Origin of the sequence: Pseudomonas khavaziana, from assembly GCF_036704165.1 — a bacterium.
Classification (GTDB): domain Bacteria; phylum Pseudomonadota; class Gammaproteobacteria; order Pseudomonadales; family Pseudomonadaceae; genus Aquipseudomonas; species Aquipseudomonas khavaziana.
The window spans coordinates 5,825,614-5,846,053 of the sequence record NZ_CP129946.1 but is presented as its reverse complement, the minus strand read 5'-3'; the positions used below and the strand labels follow the sequence as shown (position 1 = coordinate 5,846,053).

At 63.0% G+C, this 20,440-nt stretch carries 22 protein-coding genes; 13 read left to right on the top strand and 9 right to left on the bottom strand.

Annotation, left to right across the window (positions count from 1 at the left end; genetic code table 11):
- Positions 1–23: 23 nt before the first annotated feature.
- Positions 24–4,271 (bottom strand): DEAD/DEAH box helicase, encoded by a 4,248-nt coding sequence (locus QYQ93_RS26065; protein WP_338475807.1) that lies wholly within the window; start codon positions 4,269–4,271, stop codon positions 24–26.
- A 166-nt stretch (positions 4,272–4,437) separates the two neighbouring features.
- Between QYQ93_RS26065 and QYQ93_RS26060 the strand changes: the two genes are divergently transcribed.
- Positions 4,438–5,322 (top strand): sugar nucleotide-binding protein, encoded by an 885-nt coding sequence (locus QYQ93_RS26060; RefSeq protein ID WP_043050052.1) that lies wholly within the window; start codon positions 4,438–4,440, stop codon positions 5,320–5,322.
- A gap of 125 nt (positions 5,323–5,447) precedes the next feature.
- Here QYQ93_RS26060 and QYQ93_RS26055 read toward each other — a convergent pair whose 3' ends face one another.
- The 5 genes from QYQ93_RS26055 to QYQ93_RS26035 all read right to left on the bottom strand — a co-directional run bounded on the left by QYQ93_RS26055 (position 5,448) and on the right by QYQ93_RS26035 (position 9,357).
- Positions 5,448–6,146 (bottom strand): OmpW/AlkL family protein, encoded by a 699-nt coding sequence (locus QYQ93_RS26055; RefSeq protein WP_043051135.1) that lies wholly within the window; start codon positions 6,144–6,146, stop codon positions 5,448–5,450.
- A gap of 94 nt (positions 6,147–6,240) precedes the next feature.
- Positions 6,241–6,762: a DUF3299 domain-containing protein gene (locus tag QYQ93_RS26050; RefSeq protein ID WP_043051134.1), complete on the bottom strand. Its 522-nt coding sequence runs from the start codon at positions 6,760–6,762 to the stop codon at positions 6,241–6,243.
- 11 nt (positions 6,763–6,773) lie between these two features.
- The gene (locus QYQ93_RS26045) at positions 6,774–8,039 is read right to left on the bottom strand and encodes an ABC transporter permease (RefSeq protein WP_338475805.1); all 1,266 of its coding nucleotides are present in this window, start codon (positions 8,037–8,039) and stop codon (positions 6,774–6,776) included.
- Position 8,040: 1 nt separating this feature from the next.
- On the bottom strand, positions 8,041–8,751 hold the full coding sequence (locus tag QYQ93_RS26040) for an ABC transporter ATP-binding protein (RefSeq protein WP_057014535.1): 711 nt from the start codon (positions 8,749–8,751) through the stop codon (positions 8,041–8,043).
- 6 nt (positions 8,752–8,757) lie between these two features.
- Positions 8,758–9,357: a DUF2796 domain-containing protein gene (locus QYQ93_RS26035; protein WP_338475804.1), complete on the bottom strand. Its 600-nt coding sequence runs from the start codon at positions 9,355–9,357 to the stop codon at positions 8,758–8,760.
- A 129-nt stretch (positions 9,358–9,486) separates the two neighbouring features.
- On the opposite strand from QYQ93_RS26035, the gene QYQ93_RS26030 reads away from it, so the two are divergent.
- The gene (locus QYQ93_RS26030) at positions 9,487–9,831 is read left to right on the top strand and encodes a hypothetical protein (protein ID WP_338475802.1); all 345 of its coding nucleotides are present in this window, start codon (positions 9,487–9,489) and stop codon (positions 9,829–9,831) included.
- Between the two features lie 103 nt (positions 9,832–9,934).
- Here the strand turns inward: QYQ93_RS26030 and trxA are convergent, their stop codons facing one another.
- From trxA to QYQ93_RS26015, 3 genes are read right to left on the bottom strand one after another with little or no spacing between them, the layout of a single operon-like run.
- Positions 9,935–10,807 carry a thioredoxin gene (trxA, locus tag QYQ93_RS26025; protein WP_338475801.1) on the bottom strand — a complete coding sequence of 291 codons (873 nt, stop codon included), beginning with the start codon at positions 10,805–10,807 and terminating at the stop codon, positions 9,935–9,937.
- Between the two features lie 33 nt (positions 10,808–10,840).
- Positions 10,841–11,503, bottom strand: coding sequence for a class I SAM-dependent methyltransferase (locus tag QYQ93_RS26020; RefSeq protein WP_043051128.1), 663 nt, complete (start codon positions 11,501–11,503; stop codon positions 10,841–10,843).
- Positions 11,500–11,955 (bottom strand): YbaY family lipoprotein, encoded by a 456-nt coding sequence (locus QYQ93_RS26015; RefSeq protein ID WP_338475800.1) that lies wholly within the window; start codon positions 11,953–11,955, stop codon positions 11,500–11,502. The genes QYQ93_RS26020 and QYQ93_RS26015 overlap by 4 nt, the downstream gene beginning before the upstream one ends.
- Before the next feature lie 139 nt (positions 11,956–12,094).
- On the opposite strand from QYQ93_RS26015, the gene nrdR reads away from it, so the two are divergent.
- From nrdR to QYQ93_RS25960, 11 genes are all read left to right on the top strand, one after another.
- Positions 12,095–12,559: a transcriptional regulator NrdR gene (nrdR, locus tag QYQ93_RS26010; RefSeq protein WP_026082968.1), complete on the top strand. Its 465-nt coding sequence runs from the start codon at positions 12,095–12,097 to the stop codon at positions 12,557–12,559.
- Complete coding sequence (gene ribD, locus QYQ93_RS26005) at positions 12,556–13,692, top strand: bifunctional diaminohydroxyphosphoribosylaminopyrimidine deaminase/5-amino-6-(5-phosphoribosylamino)uracil reductase RibD (RefSeq protein ID WP_043051126.1); 1,137 nt, start codon at positions 12,556–12,558, stop codon at positions 13,690–13,692. Before nrdR ends, ribD begins: the two co-directional genes overlap by 4 nt.
- 48 nt (positions 13,693–13,740) lie before the next feature.
- The gene (locus tag QYQ93_RS26000; protein WP_043051125.1) at positions 13,741–14,403 is read left to right on the top strand and encodes a riboflavin synthase; all 663 of its coding nucleotides are present in this window, start codon (positions 13,741–13,743) and stop codon (positions 14,401–14,403) included.
- Positions 14,404–14,418: 15 nt separating this feature from the next.
- A complete protein-coding gene (gene ribBA / locus QYQ93_RS25995) occupies positions 14,419–15,510 on the top strand; it encodes a bifunctional 3,4-dihydroxy-2-butanone-4-phosphate synthase/GTP cyclohydrolase II (protein ID WP_003194579.1) in 1,092 nt (363 codons plus the stop codon).
- Positions 15,511–15,598: 88 nt separating this feature from the next.
- Positions 15,599–16,075, top strand: coding sequence for a 6,7-dimethyl-8-ribityllumazine synthase (gene ribE / locus QYQ93_RS25990; protein ID WP_003194576.1), 477 nt, complete (start codon positions 15,599–15,601; stop codon positions 16,073–16,075).
- Positions 16,072–16,572 (top strand): transcription antitermination factor NusB, encoded by a 501-nt coding sequence (gene nusB, locus QYQ93_RS25985; RefSeq protein ID WP_043051124.1) that lies wholly within the window; start codon positions 16,072–16,074, stop codon positions 16,570–16,572. Before ribE ends, nusB begins: the two co-directional genes overlap by 4 nt.
- A 17-nt stretch (positions 16,573–16,589) precedes the next feature.
- A complete protein-coding gene (gene thiL / locus QYQ93_RS25980; protein ID WP_338475799.1) occupies positions 16,590–17,555 on the top strand; it encodes a thiamine-phosphate kinase in 966 nt (321 codons plus the stop codon).
- A gap of 52 nt (positions 17,556–17,607) precedes the next feature.
- Complete coding sequence (locus tag QYQ93_RS25975) at positions 17,608–18,333, top strand: substrate-binding periplasmic protein (protein ID WP_043051122.1); 726 nt, start codon at positions 17,608–17,610, stop codon at positions 18,331–18,333.
- 229 nt (positions 18,334–18,562) lie between these two features.
- Positions 18,563–19,180 (top strand): GTP cyclohydrolase II, encoded by a 618-nt coding sequence (ribA, locus tag QYQ93_RS25970; RefSeq protein WP_043051121.1) that lies wholly within the window; start codon positions 18,563–18,565, stop codon positions 19,178–19,180.
- Positions 19,177–19,596, top strand: a complete 420-nt coding sequence (locus QYQ93_RS25965) for an MFS transporter (protein WP_338475798.1) — start codon at positions 19,177–19,179, stop codon at positions 19,594–19,596. Before ribA ends, QYQ93_RS25965 begins: the two co-directional genes overlap by 4 nt.
- On the top strand, positions 19,593–20,378 hold the full coding sequence (locus QYQ93_RS25960) for a cobalamin-binding protein (protein ID WP_338475797.1): 786 nt from the start codon (positions 19,593–19,595) through the stop codon (positions 20,376–20,378). Before QYQ93_RS25965 ends, QYQ93_RS25960 begins: the two co-directional genes overlap by 4 nt.
- Positions 20,379–20,440: the final 62 nt, after the last annotated feature.

The following is a 20,440-nucleotide window of genomic DNA, read 5'->3' as shown; positions in this document are numbered from 1 at the left end:
TGCTCCCGATGAGGCCCTCAAGTTCAGCGCCTGATCAACTTCTCCTGCACCGCCTGCTGATCCACCTCCAGCAACACCTGTTGCTTGCCGGCGACCATCACCGCCGCCGGCACCCCATCACGATAGACAACCCGATTACCGCTCACCGCTGGCACCTTGGCTCCCGGCAACAGCGTGCCGACAAGATTCAACGGATCGGCCCCACACACCGCAATCAAACTCCCATCATGGGGCCGCCGCCTCACCTCGCGCAGCAACGGTATCGCCTCCGGCAATGCAAACTGCTCCCCCGCCAACCCACTGACAAACCGCCCGCCACGGATCTCACCTCGCGCCTCCAACCGATGGAAAGTGCGCAGCAGTTCGCGCCAACTCGGTAACCAATCCGCCTCGCGCTCCAGCAGCCGCCAGAACACCACGCCATAACGGCGCAGCAGGGTCATCGCCACATGCTCCAGGGTCTCGGCCGAATGCGCGCCGGCGGCGGTCGCCGAGCGGCGAACCAAGGCCCAACGCCCGGCGTCGTCCATACCGCCGACAAACGCCCCGCGCCCACGTCGACTGCTGCGCGCCTGGCGTTTGCTGGCGGGGGTGGTCAAGGCGCGCAGGCCGGCGAAGCTGTCAGCATTCACCAAGCCGGCGCCTACCAATTCCTGCAAGGCTGTCTCCAGCTCGCTGCGCAGCAAATGGGCCTCGTGTACCAGTTCATCGAAAAACAGCGCGCCATGCTCGCGCAGGGCCAGGTGGACCTTCTGCGCCTTGGGTGACAATGTGGTGCTATCGGTAGGCTCGGTCAGCCCGCTCCACAACGCTACCTGGCTACGGGGGAGCAAAACCACCGGGGTGCTGCGCAACGCCATGGCGCCGGCCTTGTTGCTCAGGCGCGTCCAGACCAGCTTGCCGCTGCGGCACAGGTCATCGAGCCAGGTCGATGAGTAATCCTTGATGCGGGCGCTGAGCAGGTCTGTGTCCCAGGCTGACGTGGCGGCGGCATAGCCTTCGAACTGGCCGACGATTTGCGGCAACACGGCGCTGCCCTGGCCGCGGGTGCTGTCGGACAGGTGCTGCCAATCGAACAGAAAGCGCATGAAATCCTGCAATGCCACCGGCTCGATTTCCCGGCGCAGGCGCTTGACCGTGTAGCGATGAATGCGCGCCAGCAAATGACGTTCGCACCATTGTTCTTCAGTCACGCCGGGGCTGAAGTGGCCGCGCAGCACGTAGCCTTCCTGTTCCAGGCGTGCCAGGGCCTGGGTAATCGACACCACCGGTAAGGCCAGGGGCGCTGCGATCTCGACCAGGGTCAGCGGGCCAAAACCACTGAGGCGCGCACGCAGCACTTCCACCAGCGCTTCATCGAAGGACCAGGGCTCATCGAACCCCGGCAGCAACGGCAGATCGTTGGGATACAACGCCTGCAAACAGCTCAAGCGCTCCACGGCGACCCACATGCCGTTGGGCAACTGATAGGCCCGCCCGGCCTTGCGCAATGCCTGCAACCATTGGGCCCATTGCGGCGTAACTTCGCCCGCTGCAATGCACGCCAGGCTCATCAACGCTTCATGCATTTCATCCAGGCCATTGGGCGCCGGCCAGGCTTCTTCGCGTACACCGGCGATGGCGTCGGCATCCAGGGCGCTCAAGTCGTCAGTGCTCTGCGGGTCGCTCCAGCGGCGGTTGAGCACGGCCTGGGTGCGGCGCTCTTCCAGGGGCGCGTCGTCGAGGAAGGTATAGGGTTTTGCGCTGAGGATTTCTGCGGCCATGGGCGAGGGCGCGGGCAGGTCGCGGCTGATCAACCGCACGTCGCCGCGTTCCATGCGCCGCAGCAGCGCCAGCCAGGCGTCGCTGTCCATGGCCTCGTGCAGGCAGTCGTCGAGGGTTTGCTCCACCAGCGGGTGGTTGGGGATTTCGCGTTCGCCGGCGAGGTTTTCCAGGCAGGCGATCTGGTCGGGGAATACGCTGGCGATCAGGTCTTCGCTCTTCATGCGCTGGATCTGCGGTGCCACCTTGCGCCCACCGGTATAACGCGGCAGCGCCAGGGCCACGCCGGCATTCCAGCGCCAGCGCACACCGAACAGTGGCGCATCCAGCACGGCCTGGATCAGGATGTGCTCGGCACTGTTGCTGTTGAGGTAACGCCACACCTCATCCAGCGCGAAGCTGTGACTGGTGGACAACGACAGCACGATGGCATTTTCACTGGCCGCCGCTTGCAGCTCGAAATTGAAGGTACGGCAAAAGCGCTTGCGCAAGGCCAGGCCCCAGGCGCGGTTGATGCGGCTGCCAAACGGCGTGTGGATGATCAGTTGGGTGCCGCCGGATGCATCGAAAAACCGTTCCATGATCAATGTGTCCTGGGACGGCAGGGCGCTCAGGGCCTGGCGCGACCGGGCGAGGTAGTCCAACAGTTGATCGGCGCTGGCGACATTGAGGCCCAGGGTGCCGGTAAGCCAGTCGAGGGCCGGTTGCAGGTCGCCGGGCGTGGCACCGAGCAAACTGTCCAATTGCCCTTGCAAGCGGGCCACGGCCACCGATAACTCGTTGCTGCGCCCGGGGGCTTCACCCAACCAGAACGGAATGGTCGGAGGTTGGCCCTGGGCATCCTCGACCCGCACCTTGCCGGCTTCGACCCGCAGGATGCGATAGGAGGTATTGCCGAGCTGGAAGATATCCCCGGCGATGCTTTCCACCGCAAAGTCTTCGTTGACGCTGCCGATATTCAGGCTTTGCGGCTCCAGCAACACGCTGTAGTCGGCATTGTCGGGGATCGTGCCGCCGCTGGTTACCGCGGTGAGCCTGGCGCCACGGCGGCCGCGCAGGGTGTGGGTCACGGCGTCGCGGTGCAGGTAGGCGCTGCGCATGCCGTGGCGGCCGTTGTAGCCCTCGCTGAGCATCTGCAAAAGGGCCTGGTAGTGGCGTTCATCCAGTTCGGCATAGGGCGCGGCGCGGTGGATAAGCGCCAGCAGCGCCTGTTCCGGCCATTCCTGGGCGCTGACCTCGGCGATGATTTGCTGGGCCAGTACGTCGAGCGGTGCCACCGGAATATGCAAGGTATCCAGCTCGCCACGGCGCACGCAGTCGAGCAGCGCGGCGCACTCGATCAGGTCGTCGCGGGTGGTGGCAAACAGGCGCCCCTTAGGCGTGCCGCCGACCTGGTGCCCGGAGCGGCCAACCCGTTGCAGAAAACCGTTGATCGAACCCGGCGAGCCGATCTGGCACACCAGGTCGACCTCGCCGATATCAATCCCCAGCTCCAGGGACGCCGTGGCGATCAACACTTGCAGTTCGCCGGCCTTGAGGCGCTGTTCGGCGTCCAGGCGCATCTCCTTGGCCAGGCTGCCATGGTGAGCGGCCACGGCGGTTTTGCCCAGGCGCTCGCTCAAATGCCGGGCCAGGCGTTCGGCCAGGCGCCGGGTATTGACGAATACCAGCGTGGTGCGGTGTTCACGGGCCAATTGCGCGAGGCGATCGTAGACCAACTCCCACACGTCGTTGGCCATCACCGCCGAGAGCGGCACCGGCGGCACTTCGATCGCCAGGTCACGGGGGCGGGCGTGGCCGATATCCACAATGGCGCAATCACGTTCGGTGCCGACTAAAAAGCGTGCGACGGCTTCGATGGGTTTTTGCGTGGCCGACAAACCGATACGGGTCAATGGCTCGGCACACAGCCCTTGCAGGCGCTCCAGGCTCAAGGCCAAGTGGCTGCCGCGCTTGCCGGCGGCGATGGCGTGGATCTCATCGACGATCACCGTACGTGTGCTGGCGAGCATGTGCCGGCCAGAATCCGAGCCGAGCAGCACGTAGAGCGATTCCGGAGTGGTGACCAGGATATGCGGTGCGCGTTTGCGCATCTGGGCGCGGTCTTTTTGCGGGGTGTCGCCGGTGCGCACAGCGGTGCGGATTACCAGCGGCGGCAGCCCCCGCTTCTCCAGATGTTCGGTAATGCCGGCCAGCGGGTTTTGCAGGTTGATCTGGATATCGTTGGATAGCGCCTTGAGCGGCGACACATACACCACCAGGGTTTGGTCCGGCAGTTCGCCGCCGTTGGCCAGGCCTTGGTGCACCAGGTCGTCCAGCACCGCCAGGAAGGCCGTCAGCGTCTTGCCGGAGCCGGTGGGCGCGGCGATCAGTGTCGAGCGGCGCTGGCGGATCAACGGCCACGCCTGGGCCTGGGCGTTGGTCACCGAAGGAAAGGTACTACGGAACCAAGTGCTGACGGCGGGGTGAAAGCCGTGCAAACCCTTGTCCGTTGATTCGGGAAGGTTCATTCACCCTATATGCAACCGGCGGGGCCAAGTTGCAACCCCGCACTTTATCCGTGACGGTTGCGCTACAAACCCGCAAAATGCAACGATTCTGGCAACTACCTACGGCAAGGCGCACATGCCTGTCGATAATAACCATCGTTCCAAACAGACCGGGCCTGCTCAATCTATGCGAATGCGCCTTATGTTACTGGGCGGCGGGAATGCCCTCGGGCAGGCGCTGATTCGCCTCGGTGCAGAGGAAGACATCGGTTTCCTCGCACCCAAACCGCCCCAAGACGGCTGGGATGCCGCAAGCCTCACCCAATTGCTCGACGACACCCGTCCCGATGCGTTGATCAATCTCGCCTACTATTTCGACTGGTTCCAGGCCGAAGCCGTAAGCGAAACCCGCCTGGCCGGCCAGGAATTCGCCATCGAGCGCCTGGCCGAACTGTGCCAGCACCACAGCATCACCCTGCTGCAACCGTCCAGCTATCGCGTGTTCGATGGCTCCCGCGCCACCGCCTACAGCGAGAAAGACGAGCCGGTACCCCTGGGCCTGCGCGGCCAGGCGCTGTGGCGTATCGAACAAAGCGTGCGCGCCACCTGCCCACAGCATGTGCTGCTGCGCTTTGGCTGGTTGCTGGATGACAGCGTTGACGGCACTCTCGGGCGTTTTCTGGCCCGTGCCGAGAAATCCGATGAGTTATTGATGGCGGACGACCGTCGCGGCAACCCGACGCCGGTGGACGATGCTGCACGGGTGATCATCTCAGTGCTCAAGCAGCTCGATTGTGCGGCGCCGTTGTGGGGCACCTATCACTACGCCGGGCATGAAGCGACCACGCCATTGGCCCTGGGCCAGGCAATCCTCACAGAAGCGCGCAACTTCCACGCCCTGGCCATTGAGTCTCCCACTGCCCAGGCCCACGCGGCGCGGCCGGACGCGGCAGAAGAACCGCAGCACGCGGTGTTGGCCTGCAAGAAGATCCTCCACACCTTTGGCATCAAGCCTCGGGCGTGGCGGGCAGGGTTGCCGGCGTTGCTGGACCGGTTCTACCGCCACAGCTGACACCACACAAACCAAAATGTGGGAGGGGGCTTGCTCCCGATAGCAGAGTGTCAGTCAACAGATTCATGGACTGATCCACCGCTATCGGGAGCAAGCCCCCTCCCACATTGGTTATGCAGTGTTGCTTAGAACTTGTAGCCGATACCCACCATGTAAACCATTGGGTCCACGTCCACATTGACCTTGGCGCGAGTGCCCTGGCCCAGCGCATTGTTATCCACAGTCGCCTTGGTGCTGATATCGATGTAGCGCGCCTGGGCGTTGATCATCCATTTGTCGTTGATCATGTAGTCGGCGCCGATCTGTGCGGCCCAGCCCCAGGAGTTCTCGGCCTTGAAGTTGCTGAAACCGGCTTGTTGGGCGCGACCGCCGACGTGTTCGTCGTAGATCCAGGTGTAGTTGATACCGGCACCCACGTAGGGCTGGAACGCCGACTTGTTGTCCAGCGGGTAGTACACGACGCTCAGGGTCGGCGGCAGGTGTTTGAGCGAGCCGAGTTTACCGTTGGCGGCGCCCAGGGCGGTGTTCTTGAGTTTCACGTCATGCTCGAACGGCGTGGCGGCCAGCAGTTCGATACCCACGTGGTCGGTGATCATGTAAGCGAAGTTCAAGCCCAGCTGGGTGTCGCTGCTCATGGTCGCCTTGCCGCCCAGGTTGGTGCCAGCCAATGGGCCCTGGTCAACCTTGACTTTGCCGCTGTCGGCGTCCGGGTTCACGGTGATTGCACCGGCACGCACCAGGATATCGCCCGCTTGGTGAGCGTGTGCGACCGGGGCGACGAGGGCGAGCGCGAAGAGGGACGCGCCGAGCAGAGACTTGTTCATGGGAGCTCCAGAGGACGTTTAAAAGTTGTACGTCCAATGGTAAAGATCGTTCCGTCCGGTCTTTTGACTCAGCTCAATGAAAGGGCGATCAGCGCTACTCCTGCAGCTCGTACATGTAAATCTTCTCGGCATCCATCTGGTAACCGGCGTCGGCCAGTTCGCTTGACGACGGCTTGACCTGCATTGCACCTTCGATCCAGTACGGCTGATACAGCTCATCGAGCTTCACGCCGACTTCGCTTTTGACATGCACGATCTGGTTCGACGGTGGCGGCGGCACATGGATGCATGCGCCAAAATACGGCACCAGCAGGAACTCAGTAGTGCGACCTTCCTCGCTGACTTCCAGCGGCACGATATATCCCGGCAGGCGAATATGCTGGCCGTCGAGACCTTGCACCACCGGCGCATTGGGCAGGTCCTGCTTGGCCGCGGGCGCAGCTTCCACGGACAAGGCATCGGCCATGTTCGACAGGTCGTGCAGCGGTTTCATATTGGGGATTTCCGGCGGTGCGTCCGGCGGGATCATCTCCTGCCAGGACAAGTCCCTGGGCGGCTCATCCGCCCACACGGGCACGCTCACCAGCAGCAACAGGGCAAACAGGGCACGACGCATCGAAGCCTTCCTCATAAACGGATGGACAGGCCATCGGCCAAAGATTGTCGATAGGCACGCCACGCGGGCACGCTGCCCATCAACAGCGCTGCCGCGAGAATACCCGCCAGCAGGGTCCATTCATATTCGCTCGGCCATGACATCGGCAGGTCCAGGCCGTAATTAGCCTGCAGGTAACCCCGTGACGCGGCGATGCACAGGTACAGCAGCCCCACGCCTGCCGTTACGCCGGCCAAGGCCAGGGCAAAGGCTTCGAAGATCAACAGGGTTGCAATATGCCACGGGCGCGCGCCCACCGAACGCAGGATCGCCATCTCGCGACGGCGTTCGTTGAGGCTGGTGAGAATAGCCGTGAGCATGCCGATCAAACCGGTCAGCACCACGAACAGCGAGATCACGAACAAGGCTTTCTCGGCGGTGCCCATCATGCTCCACAGCTCTTGCAGGGCCACGCCCGGCAGGATCGCCAGCATCGGCTCGCCACGGAACTCGTTGATCTCCCTTTGCAGGGCGAAGGTGGAAATCTTGTTGTTCAGGCCGAGCATGAATGCGGTGATGGCTTGTGGGGTCAGGTCCATATTGCGCGCCTGGTCGGCGCTGACGCGGCCTTTGCCCTGGGCCGGCACGCCGTTGTGCCAGTCGATATGGATCGCTTCCATGCCGCCCAGGCTGATATGCAGCGTGCGGTCCACCGGGGTGCCGGTGCGCTTGAGGATACCGACCACGGTGAAGGGTTTGTCGTCGTGCTTGACCAGGCTGACCACCGCCACGCCGTGGGCCAGCACCAGCTTGTCGCCGAGCTGGTAATGCAGGGCATCGGCGACTTCGGCACCGAGCACCACTTCGAACGGGTCGGTGGCGAACGCGCGGCCGCTGGCCAGTTCGAGGTTTTGCTTGCGCCCGTACTGGTAATGCTCGAAGTAGGATTCGTTGGTGCCCATCACCCGGTAGCCGCGATGGGAGTCACCCAGGGAAATCGGAATCGCCCATTTCACCTGGGGGTTGGCGGCGAAGTGCTCGTAGCTGTCCCAACGAATATTGTTGGTGGCGTTGCCGATACGGAACACCGAGTACAGCAGCAGGTTCACTGAGCCCGAACGTGCACCGACGATCAGGTCGGTACCGCTGATGGTGCTGGCGAAACTGTTGCGTGCCTCGACGCGCACGCGCTCCACTGCGAGCAACAAGCAAACGGAAAGCGCGATGGCGAAAGCGGTGAGGATCGCGGTAAAGCGGCGGTTAGCCAGGCTGGCCATGGCTAGACGAAACAGATACATCTCAAACCTCTGCGGGCGTGGCGGCGCGATTGAGTTCGGCCAGCGACAGGTTGCGGTCGAACAGCGAGGCCAGGCTCTGGTCGTGGCTGACAAACAACAGGCTGGCGCCAGCGTCGCGGCATTCAGCGAACAGCAACTGGATGAAGGCTTCGCGGGCGTCGTAGTCCAGGGCCGAGGTGGGTTCGTCGGCGATCACCAGCTCCGGTTGGCCGATCAACGCACGTGCCGCGGCGACCCGTTGTTGCTGGCCGATGGATAGCGAGTCGGCGCGCCGCTCAAGCAGATCCTTGTCCTTCAAACCCAGGTGCGCAAGCAAGGTCGCGGCCGCCTGGTCGACACTGCCGTGGCGCTGCCGGGCCCGCTGTGCGCGCAGCTTGGAAAAGTGGCAAGGCAGCTCGACGTTTTCACGCACTGACAGAAACGGCAGCAGGTTGAATTGCTGGAAGATGTAGCCGGTGTGGTCGACGCGGAATCGATCCCGGGCGCCGGCCGAGAGTTCGGTCAATTCCTGGCCGAGCAGGCGGATGCTGCCCTGGCTGGGTTTCTGCACGCCACCCAAGAGCCCCAGCAGCGTGGTCTTGCCACTGCCGCTCGGGCCCTTGAGAAACAGGGTTTCCCCGGGCTCCAGGCGGAACGCGGGAATGTCCAGCAACTGTGGGTGACCGGGCCAGTTGAAGCCCAGGTTGGACAGTTCGATCAATGGGTGGGTCATGTGAACTCAGAACTTCAGGGTGGCTGCGGTGGCCGTCGCGTCAACACCTTGCTGACCGCTTGGGCCGATCAGTTGTACCTGAATTTTCGTGGTTGCAGGGAAGGTCTTGAACACTTGGCTCAGGTCGAGGTTGTCCAGGGCCGTCGGCGTGGCGCAGGTGAACTGGTAATGGGCGTGGATCTCGCTGTGGTCGTGATGATGCTCGTGGGCGGCAGCGCCTTTGCCGTCGGTGGCGTGGTCATCGTCGTCCTGCTCGGCTTCGGGCTTGTCACCGAACAGCGGGCTGTTGAGTTCCTGGCTGCTGACCTTGCAACCTGCGGCCTTGGGCAGGTTGAACAATGCCAGCGGGTTCTCCAGCTGCTTGCGCGCGGCGGCGACCTTGGCTTTGTCGGCGGCGCTGGTCGCGGCATGCTCGAACCCCACCAGGTTCATGGCCGGGCTGTCCAGTTCAAGCTCCAGAGCCTGGCCGTCCAGCACCGCGTTGAGGCGAGCGACGCCATGTTCGTGGGCGCCAAGGCTGCCATGCTCGTGGTCATGATCTTCGTGAGCATGTGCGACTGCCAGTGGCAGCAGGGCAAACGGCAAAGCGAGCAGCAAACGGCGCATGGGACGGCTCCAGGATGAAAGTTATGTTATGTGATCTTATAACAATAAGTTTGAGAGTTTGACCGCCCGCTTGGCGTTGCGCAAGCGGCATGGGAGCATGCCCATCAGAAAAATGCAGGAGGAAGGACGATGTTGCGAATTCGTGGAACCGTCGGCGACCTGCCGGTGGACTTGACCCTGGAACTGGATGACGGCGATTGGGCGCGGTTGGGCGCACAGCTAAAGGCGGCCCCAATACCCAGCGCGCCACCCGTGGCACCGGTGAAACAGAATGAGGACCTGTGGCAGAACGCCCAGGATCTGCTGCGCAAGGCCGGGCAACTCAATGGCCTGGAGTTGCTCGACCAACTGGAAGGGTTGGCTGGCGATGCCGGGGCAGGCAAGCGCCTGCTGGTACGCCTGCGCCACAGCGCCAAGGTCAAGGTGAGCAGCGGCGGGGATACGCCGCTGTACACCTGGGTTGACCCTTTGTAGGAGCGAGCTCGCTCGCGAAAAACTCATAGGCGCCGCGTTCATTCATGAAGCGCGCCTTATCGTTGAAGTTTTTCGCGAGCAAGCTCGCTCCTACAGGGTAGGGTTAGTACAGCGCGGCGAACAACTTGCGGCGGTACACAGTGACCAGCGGGTGGTCATTGCCCAACAGTTCGAACACCTGCAGCAAGGTCTTGTGGGGCAAGCCTTCGCTGTAGCTGCGGTTGCGGATAAACAGCTTGAGCAGGCCTTCCAGCGCCCCATCGTATTGCTGGCGCGCCAGTTGCTGGATCGCCAGCTGGTAGGCCGCTTCATCGTCCTGCGGGCTTTGCGCCAGGCGGCTTTTCAGGTCGGCAGCATCCGGCAAGTCCGCAGCCTGGCGCAGGAAGGTGATTTGCGCCTTGGCCCCGGCCAGGGCGGCCTTGTGTTCGTCACCCTTCACCGCGTCGAGCACGGCCTGGGCTTCGCCCAACTCACCGCGTTCGGCCAGGCAGCGTGCGTACAGGATCAGTGCCGGGGCGTTGGTATTGTCCTCGCCCAACAGCGCCACCAGCAGCGCTTCGGCTTCGCTGATACGCCCTTCGCTGAACAACGCTTGGGCCTGTTCCAGCGGATCCGCCGCAGCCGGTGGTGGCATCTGCACATGGGGTTCCAACATGGCCCGCACCGCCGACTCCGGCTGTGCACCGGCAAACCCGTCCACCGGCTGGCCATCCTTGAACAGCACCACCGTCGGCAGGCTTTGAATGCCGAAACGCGCGACGATGTCCTGTTCGGCCTCGCAATCGACCTTGGCCAGCAGCAACTCGCCCTGATAACTCTCGGCAATCTGCGCCAGCATCGGCATCAGCGCCTTGCACGGCGCACACCACTCGGCCCAGAAGTCCACCAGCACGGGTTTTTCAAAAGAGTTCTGAATCACCGCCTGGTCGAAGTTGGCGGTGGTGACGTCAAAGATGTACGGCGTGGGCTCACTCATGGTGCGTCTCGAATAAAGCGGGAATGGGGGCAACTATAAGGGCTGGCGCCGCGAATGGTACAGACTCACCTTGCGAAACTCCCAAGGCTCGGCCAGATCCGGAAGGGTCAGCGCATCCAGGATATCCAGCTGTTGATAATGTGGGTGACGGAAGTCCCGCACCCGCGAATCTGCCACCAGCGCTTCGCGACCACGGCTGAGGAATTGATCCAGCAGCGGCAGGTTGGCGCGGTCGTAAAGTACGTCGGCCACCAGGATCAGGTCGAAGCGGTCGGCTTCGGCGAAAAAGTCTGCCGAATAGCCCAGTTCCACCTGGTTGAGTTCGGCGTTTGCGCGGCATGATGCCAGGGCCAGCGGGTCGAGATCACAGGCCACCACTTCCAGGGCGCCGGCTTTTACCGCGGCAATCCCGGCCACGCCGGAGCCGGCGCCGAAATCCAGCACGCGTTTGCCCGCGACCCACTCGGGATGCGCCGCCAGGTAACGTGCCAACGCCAGGCCGCTGGCCCAGCAAAAACTCCAGTAGGGTGGCTCATGCAGGATGCGCCGGGTTTCCTCCTGGCTGAAGGCACGGTCCATGTTGTCGGCGTCGAGCAGCCACAACGACAACTCAGTGCCCGGGAGCGGGCAGGACACCAATTGCGCGTCGCCGATCAACTCGCTCAGGGCACGTTGCAGGTGCAGCGGTGGCGTCATGGCGCCTTGACGAGTTGCAGGGGGCCGGTGGTCTGGGTGATCGCCTGGGTGACGCGAACGGCTGGCAGGTGCAGGATCAACTGGCCGGACTGGCTGGCGCGGCCACGCAATTCAACCCGCGCACCGACCGGGAAGGCTTCAGGGTTGAAGCGCAGGCGGAAGGCCAGCGGCTTGCCATTGCCGCTCAGCACGCTGCTGGCGAGCAGTTGCTGCGGGCGCGAACGGTCGTCGATCACCAGCAGTGCCATCTCGACTTCGGCGCCGGCGGGCACGTTGGTCAGGCTGCCGCTGATTTCCCGCTGATAGGCGGGCAGGGGGCCGAGGTCTTCAATGCCCGGGACTTTCTTCTCCTGCGCCGGTGTCGGTTGAGGCGCGGCCGGCTTGGGGGCTTCGCTGCTGCAGGCGACCAGAAAACTGAACAGGGTGAGTAGAACAAGTGGTCGTAACTGCATGTACGGCTCCAGAAAGGACAAAATCCGTGGTTTAAAAATAAGAAACATATAAGCCTGCCTATATACCGTAAAGGCTATGGCTTGTCTTGCCACAGGGATGCGCTAACATGGCCCTCCCATTTTTTGTTGCCTGCCAACCATGCACTGTCCCTTCTGCGGTGCCAACGACACCAAGGTCATTGATTCACGTCTGGTCGCCGAGGGCGATCAAGTGCGTCGCCGGCGCGAATGCCTGGCCTGTGGTGAACGTTTCACCACCTTCGAAACCGCCGAACTGGTATTGCCCCGTCTGATCAAGTCCGACGGCAGCCGCCAGCCTTTCGACGAAGAAAAACTGCGCGCCGGTATGCAGCGCGCCCTGGAAAAACGCCCGGTGAGTGTCGAGCGCCTGGAAGCGGCGCTGGTGCACATCAAGCACAAGCTGCGTGCGACCGGCGAGCGCGAGGTCAAGAGCCTGGTCGTCGGCGAGCTGGTGATGGGCGAGCTGCAAAAGCTCGACGAAGTCGCCTATATCCGTTTTGCCTCGGTGTATCGACGCTTCCAGGACCTCAATGAGTTCCGCGAAGAAATCGACCGCCTGGCCCGTGAGCCGGTGAAAAAATGAACCCACCCAGCGCTGAACAGGCGGTCCTTGACGCCCATTACATGGCCCGCGCCCTCGAATTGGCGCGCAAGGGCCTGTACACCACTCACCCCAACCCGCGGGTAGGCTGCGTGATTGTGCGTGACGGGCAGATTGTCGGCGAAGGCTGGCACGAGCGCACCGGCGAGCCCCACGCCGAGCCGAATGCCTTGCGCGCCGCCGGTGACAAGGCCCGTGGCGCGACGGTGTACGTCACCCTTGAACCGTGCAGCCACCATGGCCATACGCCGCCCTGCGCCGATGCGCTGGTGACGGCTGGCGTGGCGCGGGTGGTCGCCGGCATGCAGGACCCCAACCCGGAAGTGGCCGGGCGCGGTATGCAGCGCCTGGCCCAGGCCGGTATCGAGGTGCGCAGCGGCGTATTGGAAGCTGAGGCGCGGGCGCTCAACCCGGGCTTTCTCAAGCGCATGGAGCAAGGCCTGCCGTTTGTGCGGGTCAAGTTGGCCATGAGCCTGGACGGCCGCACCGCGATGGCCAGCGGCGAAAGCCAATGGATCACCGGCTCCGCTGCCCGCGCCGCCGTCCAGCGCCTGCGCGCCGAGGCCAGTGTGGTGTTGACCGGTGCCGACACGGTGCTGGCTGATGATGCGCGCTTGACCGTACGTGCCGCTGAGCTGGGTTTGGATGAAGCCACCACCGCCCTGGCCATGTCGCGCCCGCCGTTGCGCGTGTTGATCGATGGTCGCCTGCGGGTGCCGCTCAACGCTCCCTTCTTCAAGGCCGGACCGGCATTGGTCATCACCTGCGTTACCGCGCAAAACCAGTACCCCCGTGGCCCCGAGTGCCTGGTGGTGCCGGGCGTGGACGGCCAGGTCGACCTGCGTTCCGCCCTATTGGCGTTGGCCGCACGTGGCGTCAACGAGGTGCTGGTGGAAGCCGGCCCGAGCCTGGCGGGTGCGTTTGCCCAACAGGGCCTGGTGGACGAATACGTGATTTTCATCGCCGGTAAATTCCTCGGCTCCGCCGCCCGTCCGCTGCTGGACTGGCCGCTTGAAAAGCTGGCCGACGTTCCTCGACTCAAGATCACTGAAATGCGTGCTGTAGGCGACGACTGGCGAGTCACTGCCATTCCCGTCCCGGCAGCGAGCGTATAATTCCCGGCCTGCGCTTGAGCGCCCGCCCCTCGTTTTCAGGAGAACGACATGTTCACCGGCATTATCGAAGCCATCGGCAGCATCCGTGCAATGACCCCCAAAGGTGGCGACGTCCGCCTGCTGGTTGAAACCGGCAAGCTGGACCTGGGCGACGTCAAGCTGGGCGACAGCATTGCCGTCAGCGGCGTGTGCCTGACCGTCGTCGACCTGCCGGGTAATGGCTTTGCCGCCGACGTCAGCCGGGAAACCCTGGACTGCACCGCGATGAACGACCTCAAGGCCGGCAGCCCGGTCAACCTGGAAAAAGCCCTGACGCCTACCACGCGCCTGGGCGGTCACCTGGTCAGCGGCCATGTCGACGGTGTCGGTGAAGTGGTGGCCCGCAGCGAAAATGCGCGTGCCGTGGAATTCCGTATCCGCGCGCCAAAAGAGTTGGCCAAGTACATCGCCCACAAAGGCTCGATCACCGTCGACGGCACCAGCCTGACCGTGAACGCCGTCAATGGCGCCGAATTTGAACTGACCATCATTCCCCACACCTTGAGCGAAACCATCATGGCGTCATACCAGCCAGGTCGTCGGGTGAATCTTGAAGTCGACTTGCTTGCCCGTTACCTGGAGCGCCTGCTGATGGGCGAAAAGGCCGCAGAGCCTGCATCCGGGAACATCACTGAAAGTTTTCTGGCCGCTAACGGCTACCTGAAATCCTGACCAAGGGGGTGCCGCGTGGCGCTCAATAGCATCGAAGAACTGGTTGAAGACATCCGCCAAGGCAAGATGGTCATCCTTATGGATGACGAAGATCGCGAGAACGAAGGCGATATCATCATGGCCGCCGAGGCTTGCAAGCCTGAGCACATCAACTTCATGGCCAAGCACGCCCGCGGGCTGATCTGCATGCCCATGAGCCGCGAACGCTGCGAATTGCTCAAGCTGCCACTGATGGCGCCGCGCAATGGCTCGGGTTTCGGCACCAAGTTCACCGTATCGATTGAAGCTACCACGGGCGTCACCACCGGTATTTCCGCCGCTGACCGTGCGCGCACCGTGCAAGCTGCTGCCGCGAAAGACGCCAAGGCCGAAGACATCGTCAGCCCGGGCCATATCTTCCCGCTGATGGCCCAGCCGGGCGGCACCCTGGCACGCGCCGGCCACACCGAAGCCGCCTGCGACCTGGCGCGCATGGCCGGTTTCGAGCCGAGCGGGGTGATCTGCGAAGTGATGAACGACGACGGCACCATGGCACGTCGCACTGAGCTTGAAGCCTTTGCCGCCGAACACAACCTCAAGATCGGCACCATCGCCGACCTGATTCACTACCGCATGATCCACGAGCGTACCGTTCAGCGGATTGCCGAGCAGCCGCTGGACAGCGAACTGGGCCAATTCAATTTGGTGACCTATCGTGATTCAGTGGAAGGCGACGTACACATGGCCCTGACCCTGGGCAATATTTGCGCCGAAGAACCGACACTGGTGCGGGTGCACAATATGGATCCCCTGCGCGACCTGCTGATGGTCAAGCAACCGGGTCGTTGGAGCCTGCGCGCCGCCATGGCTGCGGTTTCCGAGGCGGGCAGCGGTGTGGTGTTGTTGCTCGGTCACCCATTGGATGGCGATGTCTTGCTGGCGCATATCCGCGAAACCGCTGACGCCGTGCCGGTGAAAAAACCGACCACCTACAGCATCGTCGGTGCCGGTTCGCAGATCCTGCGCGACCTCGGTGTGCGCAAGATGCGCCTGATGAGCGCACCGATGAAATTTAATGCGATATCCGGATTCGACCTGGAAGTTGTAGAATACGTGCCCTCCGAATAAAGGCTGGCGATTTCTGCCCCTTGTTCGCGGTTAAATCATCACTGAGGGACGCACTTTTCGCGTCCCGGCTCTTTAAGAGATTTGTCGAATGACCCTGAAGACCATCGAAGGTACCTTCATCGCCCCCAAAGGCCGCTATGCCCTGGTGGTTGGCCGCTTCAACAGCTTCGTGGTTGAAAGCCTGGTAAGCGGTGCCGTTGACGCCTTGGTTCGCCACGGTGTGAGCGAGAGCGACATCACCCTTATCCGTGCCCCTGGCGCCTTCGAAATTCCACTGGTTGCGCAAAAAGTTGCTCAACAGGGCGAATACGCGGCGATCATCGCCCTGGGCGCGGTCATTCGTGGCGGTACCCCGCACTTCGAATACGTGGCCGGCGAATGCACCAAGGGTCTGGCCCAGGTGTCCATGGAGTTCGGCGTACCGGTTGCCTTTGGCGTGCTGACCGTTGACTCCATCGAACAAGCCATCGAGCGCTCCGGCACCAAGGCCGGTAACAAAGGCGCTGAAGCTGCCTTGTCCGCGCTGGAAATGGTCAGCCTGCTGTCGCAGTTGGAGGCCAAGTGATTTCCGACGAGAGCGATCGTTTCAACCCGCGCGACGAGCGTCCAGCCGATGCCGGCAAGCCCTCGAAAAGCGAAAAGCGCCGTGCGGCCCGTCAGCTCGCCACCCAGGCGCTGTACCAGCGTCACATGGCCGGCACTTCGCTGAACGAGATCGAAGCGCAATTTCGCGTCGATAACGACTTCACCTTTGCAGACCAGAGCTACTTCCACGACATCCTGCACGGTGTTCCGGCCAACCAGACCGAGATCGATGCTGCGCTGTCGCCATGCCTGGACCTGACCCTCGAAGAGCTGGACCCGGTCGAGCTGGCGGTACTGCGCCTGTCCACCTGGGAGCTGCTCAAGCGCGTTGACGTACCGTACCGCGTGGTGATCAACGAAGGCATTGAACTGGCGAAAGTCTACGGTTCGACCGACGGCCACAAGTTCGTCAACGGCGTACTCGACAAGCTGGCCCCGCGCCTGCGCGAAGCCGAAGTGAAGGAACACAAGCGCTGATTCGCGCTTGAGTTCCCATGGGTGAGTTCGAGCTGATCCGCACGTTCTTCGCCGCCGCGCCCTGTGCGCAGGGCGGTGAAGGCATTGCCCTGGGGATCGGCGACGACTGCGCCTTGCTGGCGCTCCCAGCCGGAGAGCAACTGGCTGTTTCTACCGATACGCTGGTGGCCGGCGTGCATTTTGCCGACCCCTGTGACCCGTTCCTGCTCGGCCAGCGCTCGCTGGCCGTGGCGGTGAGCGATTTGGCCGCCATGGGCGCCAATCCCCTCGCATTCACCCTTGCCCTGACCACTCCGAGCATCGACGCCGATTGGCTGCAACGTTATGCCCAAGGCTTGAACGCCATGGCGCAAAGCTGCGGTGTGGGCTTGGTGGGAGGGGATACCACCCGTGGGCCGTTGAGCCTGACCCTTACTGTGTTTGGCCGTGTGCCGGCGGGGCAGGCGTTGACGCGCAGCGGAGCGCGGCCGGGTGACCTGCTATGTGTCGGCGGTGAACTGGGCAACGCCGCCGGTGCCTTGCCGCTGGTATTGGGGCAACGCACTGTCGACGCTGCCATCGCAGCGCCGTTGCTGGCGCACTACTGGTCGCCGCAACCGCAGTTGGCCTTGGGGCTGGCGCTTCGGGGGCGGGCGACCTCGGCCATGGACATTTCCGATGGGCTATTGGCCGATTGTGGGCATATCGCCAAGGCCTCGGCGGTCCGCCTGGTGGTCGAACGTCACAGGTTGCCGTTGTCCACAGCCTTGCTGACGTTCGTCGGCGAAGACCAGGCCCGTGTGGCGGCGTTGAGCGGCGGCGATGACTACGTGCTGGCGTTCACTTTGCCAGCGTCTCAGTTGGTGCCGTTGCAGACGGACGGTTGGCCAATACATGTGATCGGTCGGGTCGAGGCCGGGCAGGGCGTGACGCTGCTCGATGCCAATGGGCAGGACGTCACTCCGGCAGTGCGCGGCTATCAGCATTTTCGCCGGGCCCCCTAAGCCGCGTCCTGCGCTACCCTTTAATAGGTTTAATCCAGAAGAGGCCGTCACTATGGCTGTACGCCGCTGGCTGCTGATCGTGCTGTGTGCCTGTGCCTTCATGGCCCAGGCGGACGAGATGCCTGTGCCTGGCAAGATCGTGCTGGCCAGTGAGCAGTGGAACGACTACACCAACCAGGATGGCAGCGGCCTGGCGTGGGACCTGTTGCGCCAGGTCTTCGAGCCCGCGGGCATTACCTTGCAAACCCGCAGCGTGCCTTATACCCGCTCAGTCGGCCTGGCCCAGCGTGGCGAGGTGGATGGTTGCGTCGGATCCTATCGCAATGAGGTCAGCGGCGTGTTGTACCCCCAGTGGAACTTCGACGCCGACCACATCTACGCCCTCGGGCTGGCAACGGCGCCCACGCCGACGTTGGCGACGCTGGGTGACTACCGCCTGGCCTGGGTGCGCGGCTACAAGTACGAGCAATACCTGCCGAACGTGCGCCGCTTCAACCAGATCGAGCGGCGCAGCGGTATCCTGCCGATGCTGCTACATGGCCGCGCCGATTTCTATATCGATGCCCTCACCGAAGCCAAGTTTATGCTCAGCCAGTCCCAGGATCCGGCGCTGTTCAAGCTTACGCATATCGCCGAATTGCCGCTCTATATCGGCTTCGCCGACACCGAGCGCGGGCGGGCATTGATGGCGGTGTATGACCAGCGCCTGGCCAGTCTGGTCAAGACGGGCGAGTTGAAAGCGATTTTTGCACGCTGGAACCAGCCCTATCCATTCTGATTTCACTGTAGGAGCGAGCTTGCTCGCGAAAAAACCATAGGCGCCGCGTTGACTCAGAATGCCCGCGTTAACGTTGACGACTTTATCGAGCAAGCTTGCGCCTACATAGAATCAATCCGAAGGCCAATCGAACCTATTGATCTTTATCAGCGATAATTCAGCTTAAGCGTCTGTAGGAACAGGCTGTTACAATGGCCGCTTCTGTGAAATCTGAAATCAGGAGCACACGGTGCCCGTCGTTTTCGTCGCCGCTTCCAAGCTGCCTACCCCTTTTGCCACGTTCACCATGAACGGCTTTCTCGAAGAAGCCACCGGTCGCGAGCACGTTGTTCTCAGCCTGGGCGACTTCACGGATGGTGCGCCGGTGCTGGGACGTGTGCATTCCGAATGCCTTACCGGCGATGCGCTGTTCAGCCAGCGCTGTGACTGCGGTTCGCAACTGGAAGCGGCAATGCAAGCCATCGCCCGTGAAGGCCGTGGCGTGCTGCTGTACCTGCGTCAGGAGGGCCGCGGCATTGGCCTGCTGAACAAGATCCGCGCCTATGAACTGCAAGATGGCGGCGCCGACACTGTAGAAGCCAACGAACGCCTGGGCTTCGCCGCTGACCAGCGTGACTACGCGATCTGCCTGCCGATGCTCGAGCACCTGGGGGTCAAATCCCTGCGTTTGATGACCAACAACCCGCGCAAGGTCAAGGCCTTGACCGAGATGGGCATCACCGTGGCCGAGCGCGTGCCGCTGCATACCGGGCACAACCCGCACAACAAGCTCTACCTGGCCACCAAGGCCAGCAAGCTCGACCACATGATGGGCAACGAGCACCAGGGCGAGGTTGACCGCGCGTGACCCGAGGCCAGGTCAAACGCCGACTGTCTTTCAACTGGTGGCAGTACCTGGCCCTGGCATTGCTCCCATTGTTTGTGATCAACCTGGTATTTGGCCGCGCCGAATCCCTGCTTCCCGTGCTGGCCATGCCGTTTTTCATTGCTGGCGTGGGGTCGATGTTTCTCAGCCTGCGTTATTTCCACGGTTATAAACACGCGCTGATCGCTACCTCCAAAGCCCTCGATACCCCTGGAGAACCCGCTGCCTGGATCACCCTGGCGGCGCGTCGGCGCACGGCCTTGCTGGTGGCCGCGCTACCGGCCTGGATTGGTGCGTTGGCGGTATTCGTCGGGCTGGAAGCGGTGCCGCTGTTCCTGTTGGCAATGTCGACCATGGTGCTGTTTTACCTCTACCGCATCCCGCGTCAACTGGGATGAGCCGCTACTGGCTGGCACTGCTGCTGGTATTCAGTGCTCAGGCGATGGCGGTCGAGAGAGTGGTCAGCCTGGCGCCGTCACTGTCTGAAATCGTGGTTGAGTTGGGCGCCGCCGACCTGCTGGTGGGCGTACTCGATGGTGGCGAACGCCCGACGGCGTTGGCGACAGTGCCGTCGGTCGGTCATTACGGCCAGTTGGACATGGAGCGCCTGCTCAGTCTCAAGCCTGACTTGATCCTGCTGTGGCCCGGCAGCGTTGGTCCGGCCCAGCGCGAGCAACTGCAGCGCCTGAATATCCCGGTGCACGTCGCCGAACCCCATAGCCTTGAACAGCTGACCACCCAGGTTCAGGCCATTGCCGAGCAATTGGGCCGTGCTGAGGCAGGGCACCAGCTCGCGGCACAATTGCGCCAGCGCTTGGCCGATTTGCGCCAACGTTACCAGCGAGCCGAGCCGCTGCAGGTGTTCTACCAAGTGTGGAACCAGCCGCTGTACACCGTGGGCGGTGGGCAGATCATCAGCGATGCGCTCAGGGTGTGTGGGGCGCGTAATGTGTTTGATGACCTGAAGTTGCCGGCGCCGCAGGTGAATATCGAATCGGTGCTGGCGCGAGACCCCGAGGTGATCCTGGTGGGGGATCAGGCTCAGAAGGAGGCTTGGAAGGCATGGCCGGCGATGGCTGCTCGGGTACGGTTAGTGCCGGACAAGGGCCTGGAGCGGCCCAGCGGGCAGATGTTGGAGGCGGTGGGGCGGTTGTGCCAGGTGATTGCGCCGAACCTGTGACACCGCTATCGCGGGCAAGCCAGCTCCCACAGGGGAATGCATTTCAGGTGTGGGAGCTGGCT

What these genes read in the sequence shown, in the direction of transcription:
- QYQ93_RS26050 (WP_043051134.1), bottom strand. Translation starts at nt 6,762, where the DNA reads ATGCGTCGTGCCCTGTTTGCCCTGTTGCTGCTGGTGAGCGTGCCCGTG.
- nrdR (WP_026082968.1), top strand. Translation starts at nt 12,095, where the DNA reads ATGCACTGTCCCTTCTGCGGTGCCAACGACACCAAGGTCATTGATTCA.
- QYQ93_RS26015 (WP_338475800.1), bottom strand. Translation starts at nt 11,955, where the DNA reads ATGCAGTTACGACCACTTGTTCTACTCACCCTGTTCAGTTTTCTGGTC.
- QYQ93_RS25960 (WP_338475797.1), top strand. Translation starts at nt 19,593, where the DNA reads ATGAGCCGCTACTGGCTGGCACTGCTGCTGGTATTCAGTGCTCAGGCG.
- QYQ93_RS26055 (WP_043051135.1), bottom strand. Translation starts at nt 6,146, where the DNA reads ATGAACAAGTCTCTGCTCGGCGCGTCCCTCTTCGCGCTCGCCCTCGTC.
- ribD (WP_043051126.1), top strand. Translation starts at nt 12,556, where the DNA reads ATGAACCCACCCAGCGCTGAACAGGCGGTCCTTGACGCCCATTACATG.
- trxA (WP_338475801.1), bottom strand. Translation starts at nt 10,807, where the DNA reads ATGAGTGAGCCCACGCCGTACATCTTTGACGTCACCACCGCCAACTTC.
- QYQ93_RS25975 (WP_043051122.1), top strand. Translation starts at nt 17,608, where the DNA reads ATGGCTGTACGCCGCTGGCTGCTGATCGTGCTGTGTGCCTGTGCCTTC.
- QYQ93_RS26060 (WP_043050052.1), top strand. Translation starts at nt 4,438, where the DNA reads ATGCGAATGCGCCTTATGTTACTGGGCGGCGGGAATGCCCTCGGGCAG.
- QYQ93_RS26000 (WP_043051125.1), top strand. Translation starts at nt 13,741, where the DNA reads ATGTTCACCGGCATTATCGAAGCCATCGGCAGCATCCGTGCAATGACC.
- QYQ93_RS26040 (WP_057014535.1), bottom strand. Translation starts at nt 8,751, where the DNA reads ATGACCCACCCATTGATCGAACTGTCCAACCTGGGCTTCAACTGGCCC.
- QYQ93_RS26030 (WP_338475802.1), top strand. Translation starts at nt 9,487, where the DNA reads ATGTTGCGAATTCGTGGAACCGTCGGCGACCTGCCGGTGGACTTGACC.
- QYQ93_RS26035 (WP_338475804.1), bottom strand. Translation starts at nt 9,357, where the DNA reads ATGCGCCGTTTGCTGCTCGCTTTGCCGTTTGCCCTGCTGCCACTGGCA.
- ribE (WP_003194576.1), top strand. Translation starts at nt 15,599, where the DNA reads ATGACCCTGAAGACCATCGAAGGTACCTTCATCGCCCCCAAAGGCCGC.
- QYQ93_RS26065 (WP_338475807.1), bottom strand. Translation starts at nt 4,271, where the DNA reads ATGAACCTTCCCGAATCAACGGACAAGGGTTTGCACGGCTTTCACCCC.
- thiL (WP_338475799.1), top strand. Translation starts at nt 16,590, where the DNA reads ATGGGTGAGTTCGAGCTGATCCGCACGTTCTTCGCCGCCGCGCCCTGT.
- QYQ93_RS26045 (WP_338475805.1), bottom strand. Translation starts at nt 8,039, where the DNA reads ATGTATCTGTTTCGTCTAGCCATGGCCAGCCTGGCTAACCGCCGCTTT.
- QYQ93_RS26020 (WP_043051128.1), bottom strand. Translation starts at nt 11,503, where the DNA reads ATGACGCCACCGCTGCACCTGCAACGTGCCCTGAGCGAGTTGATCGGC.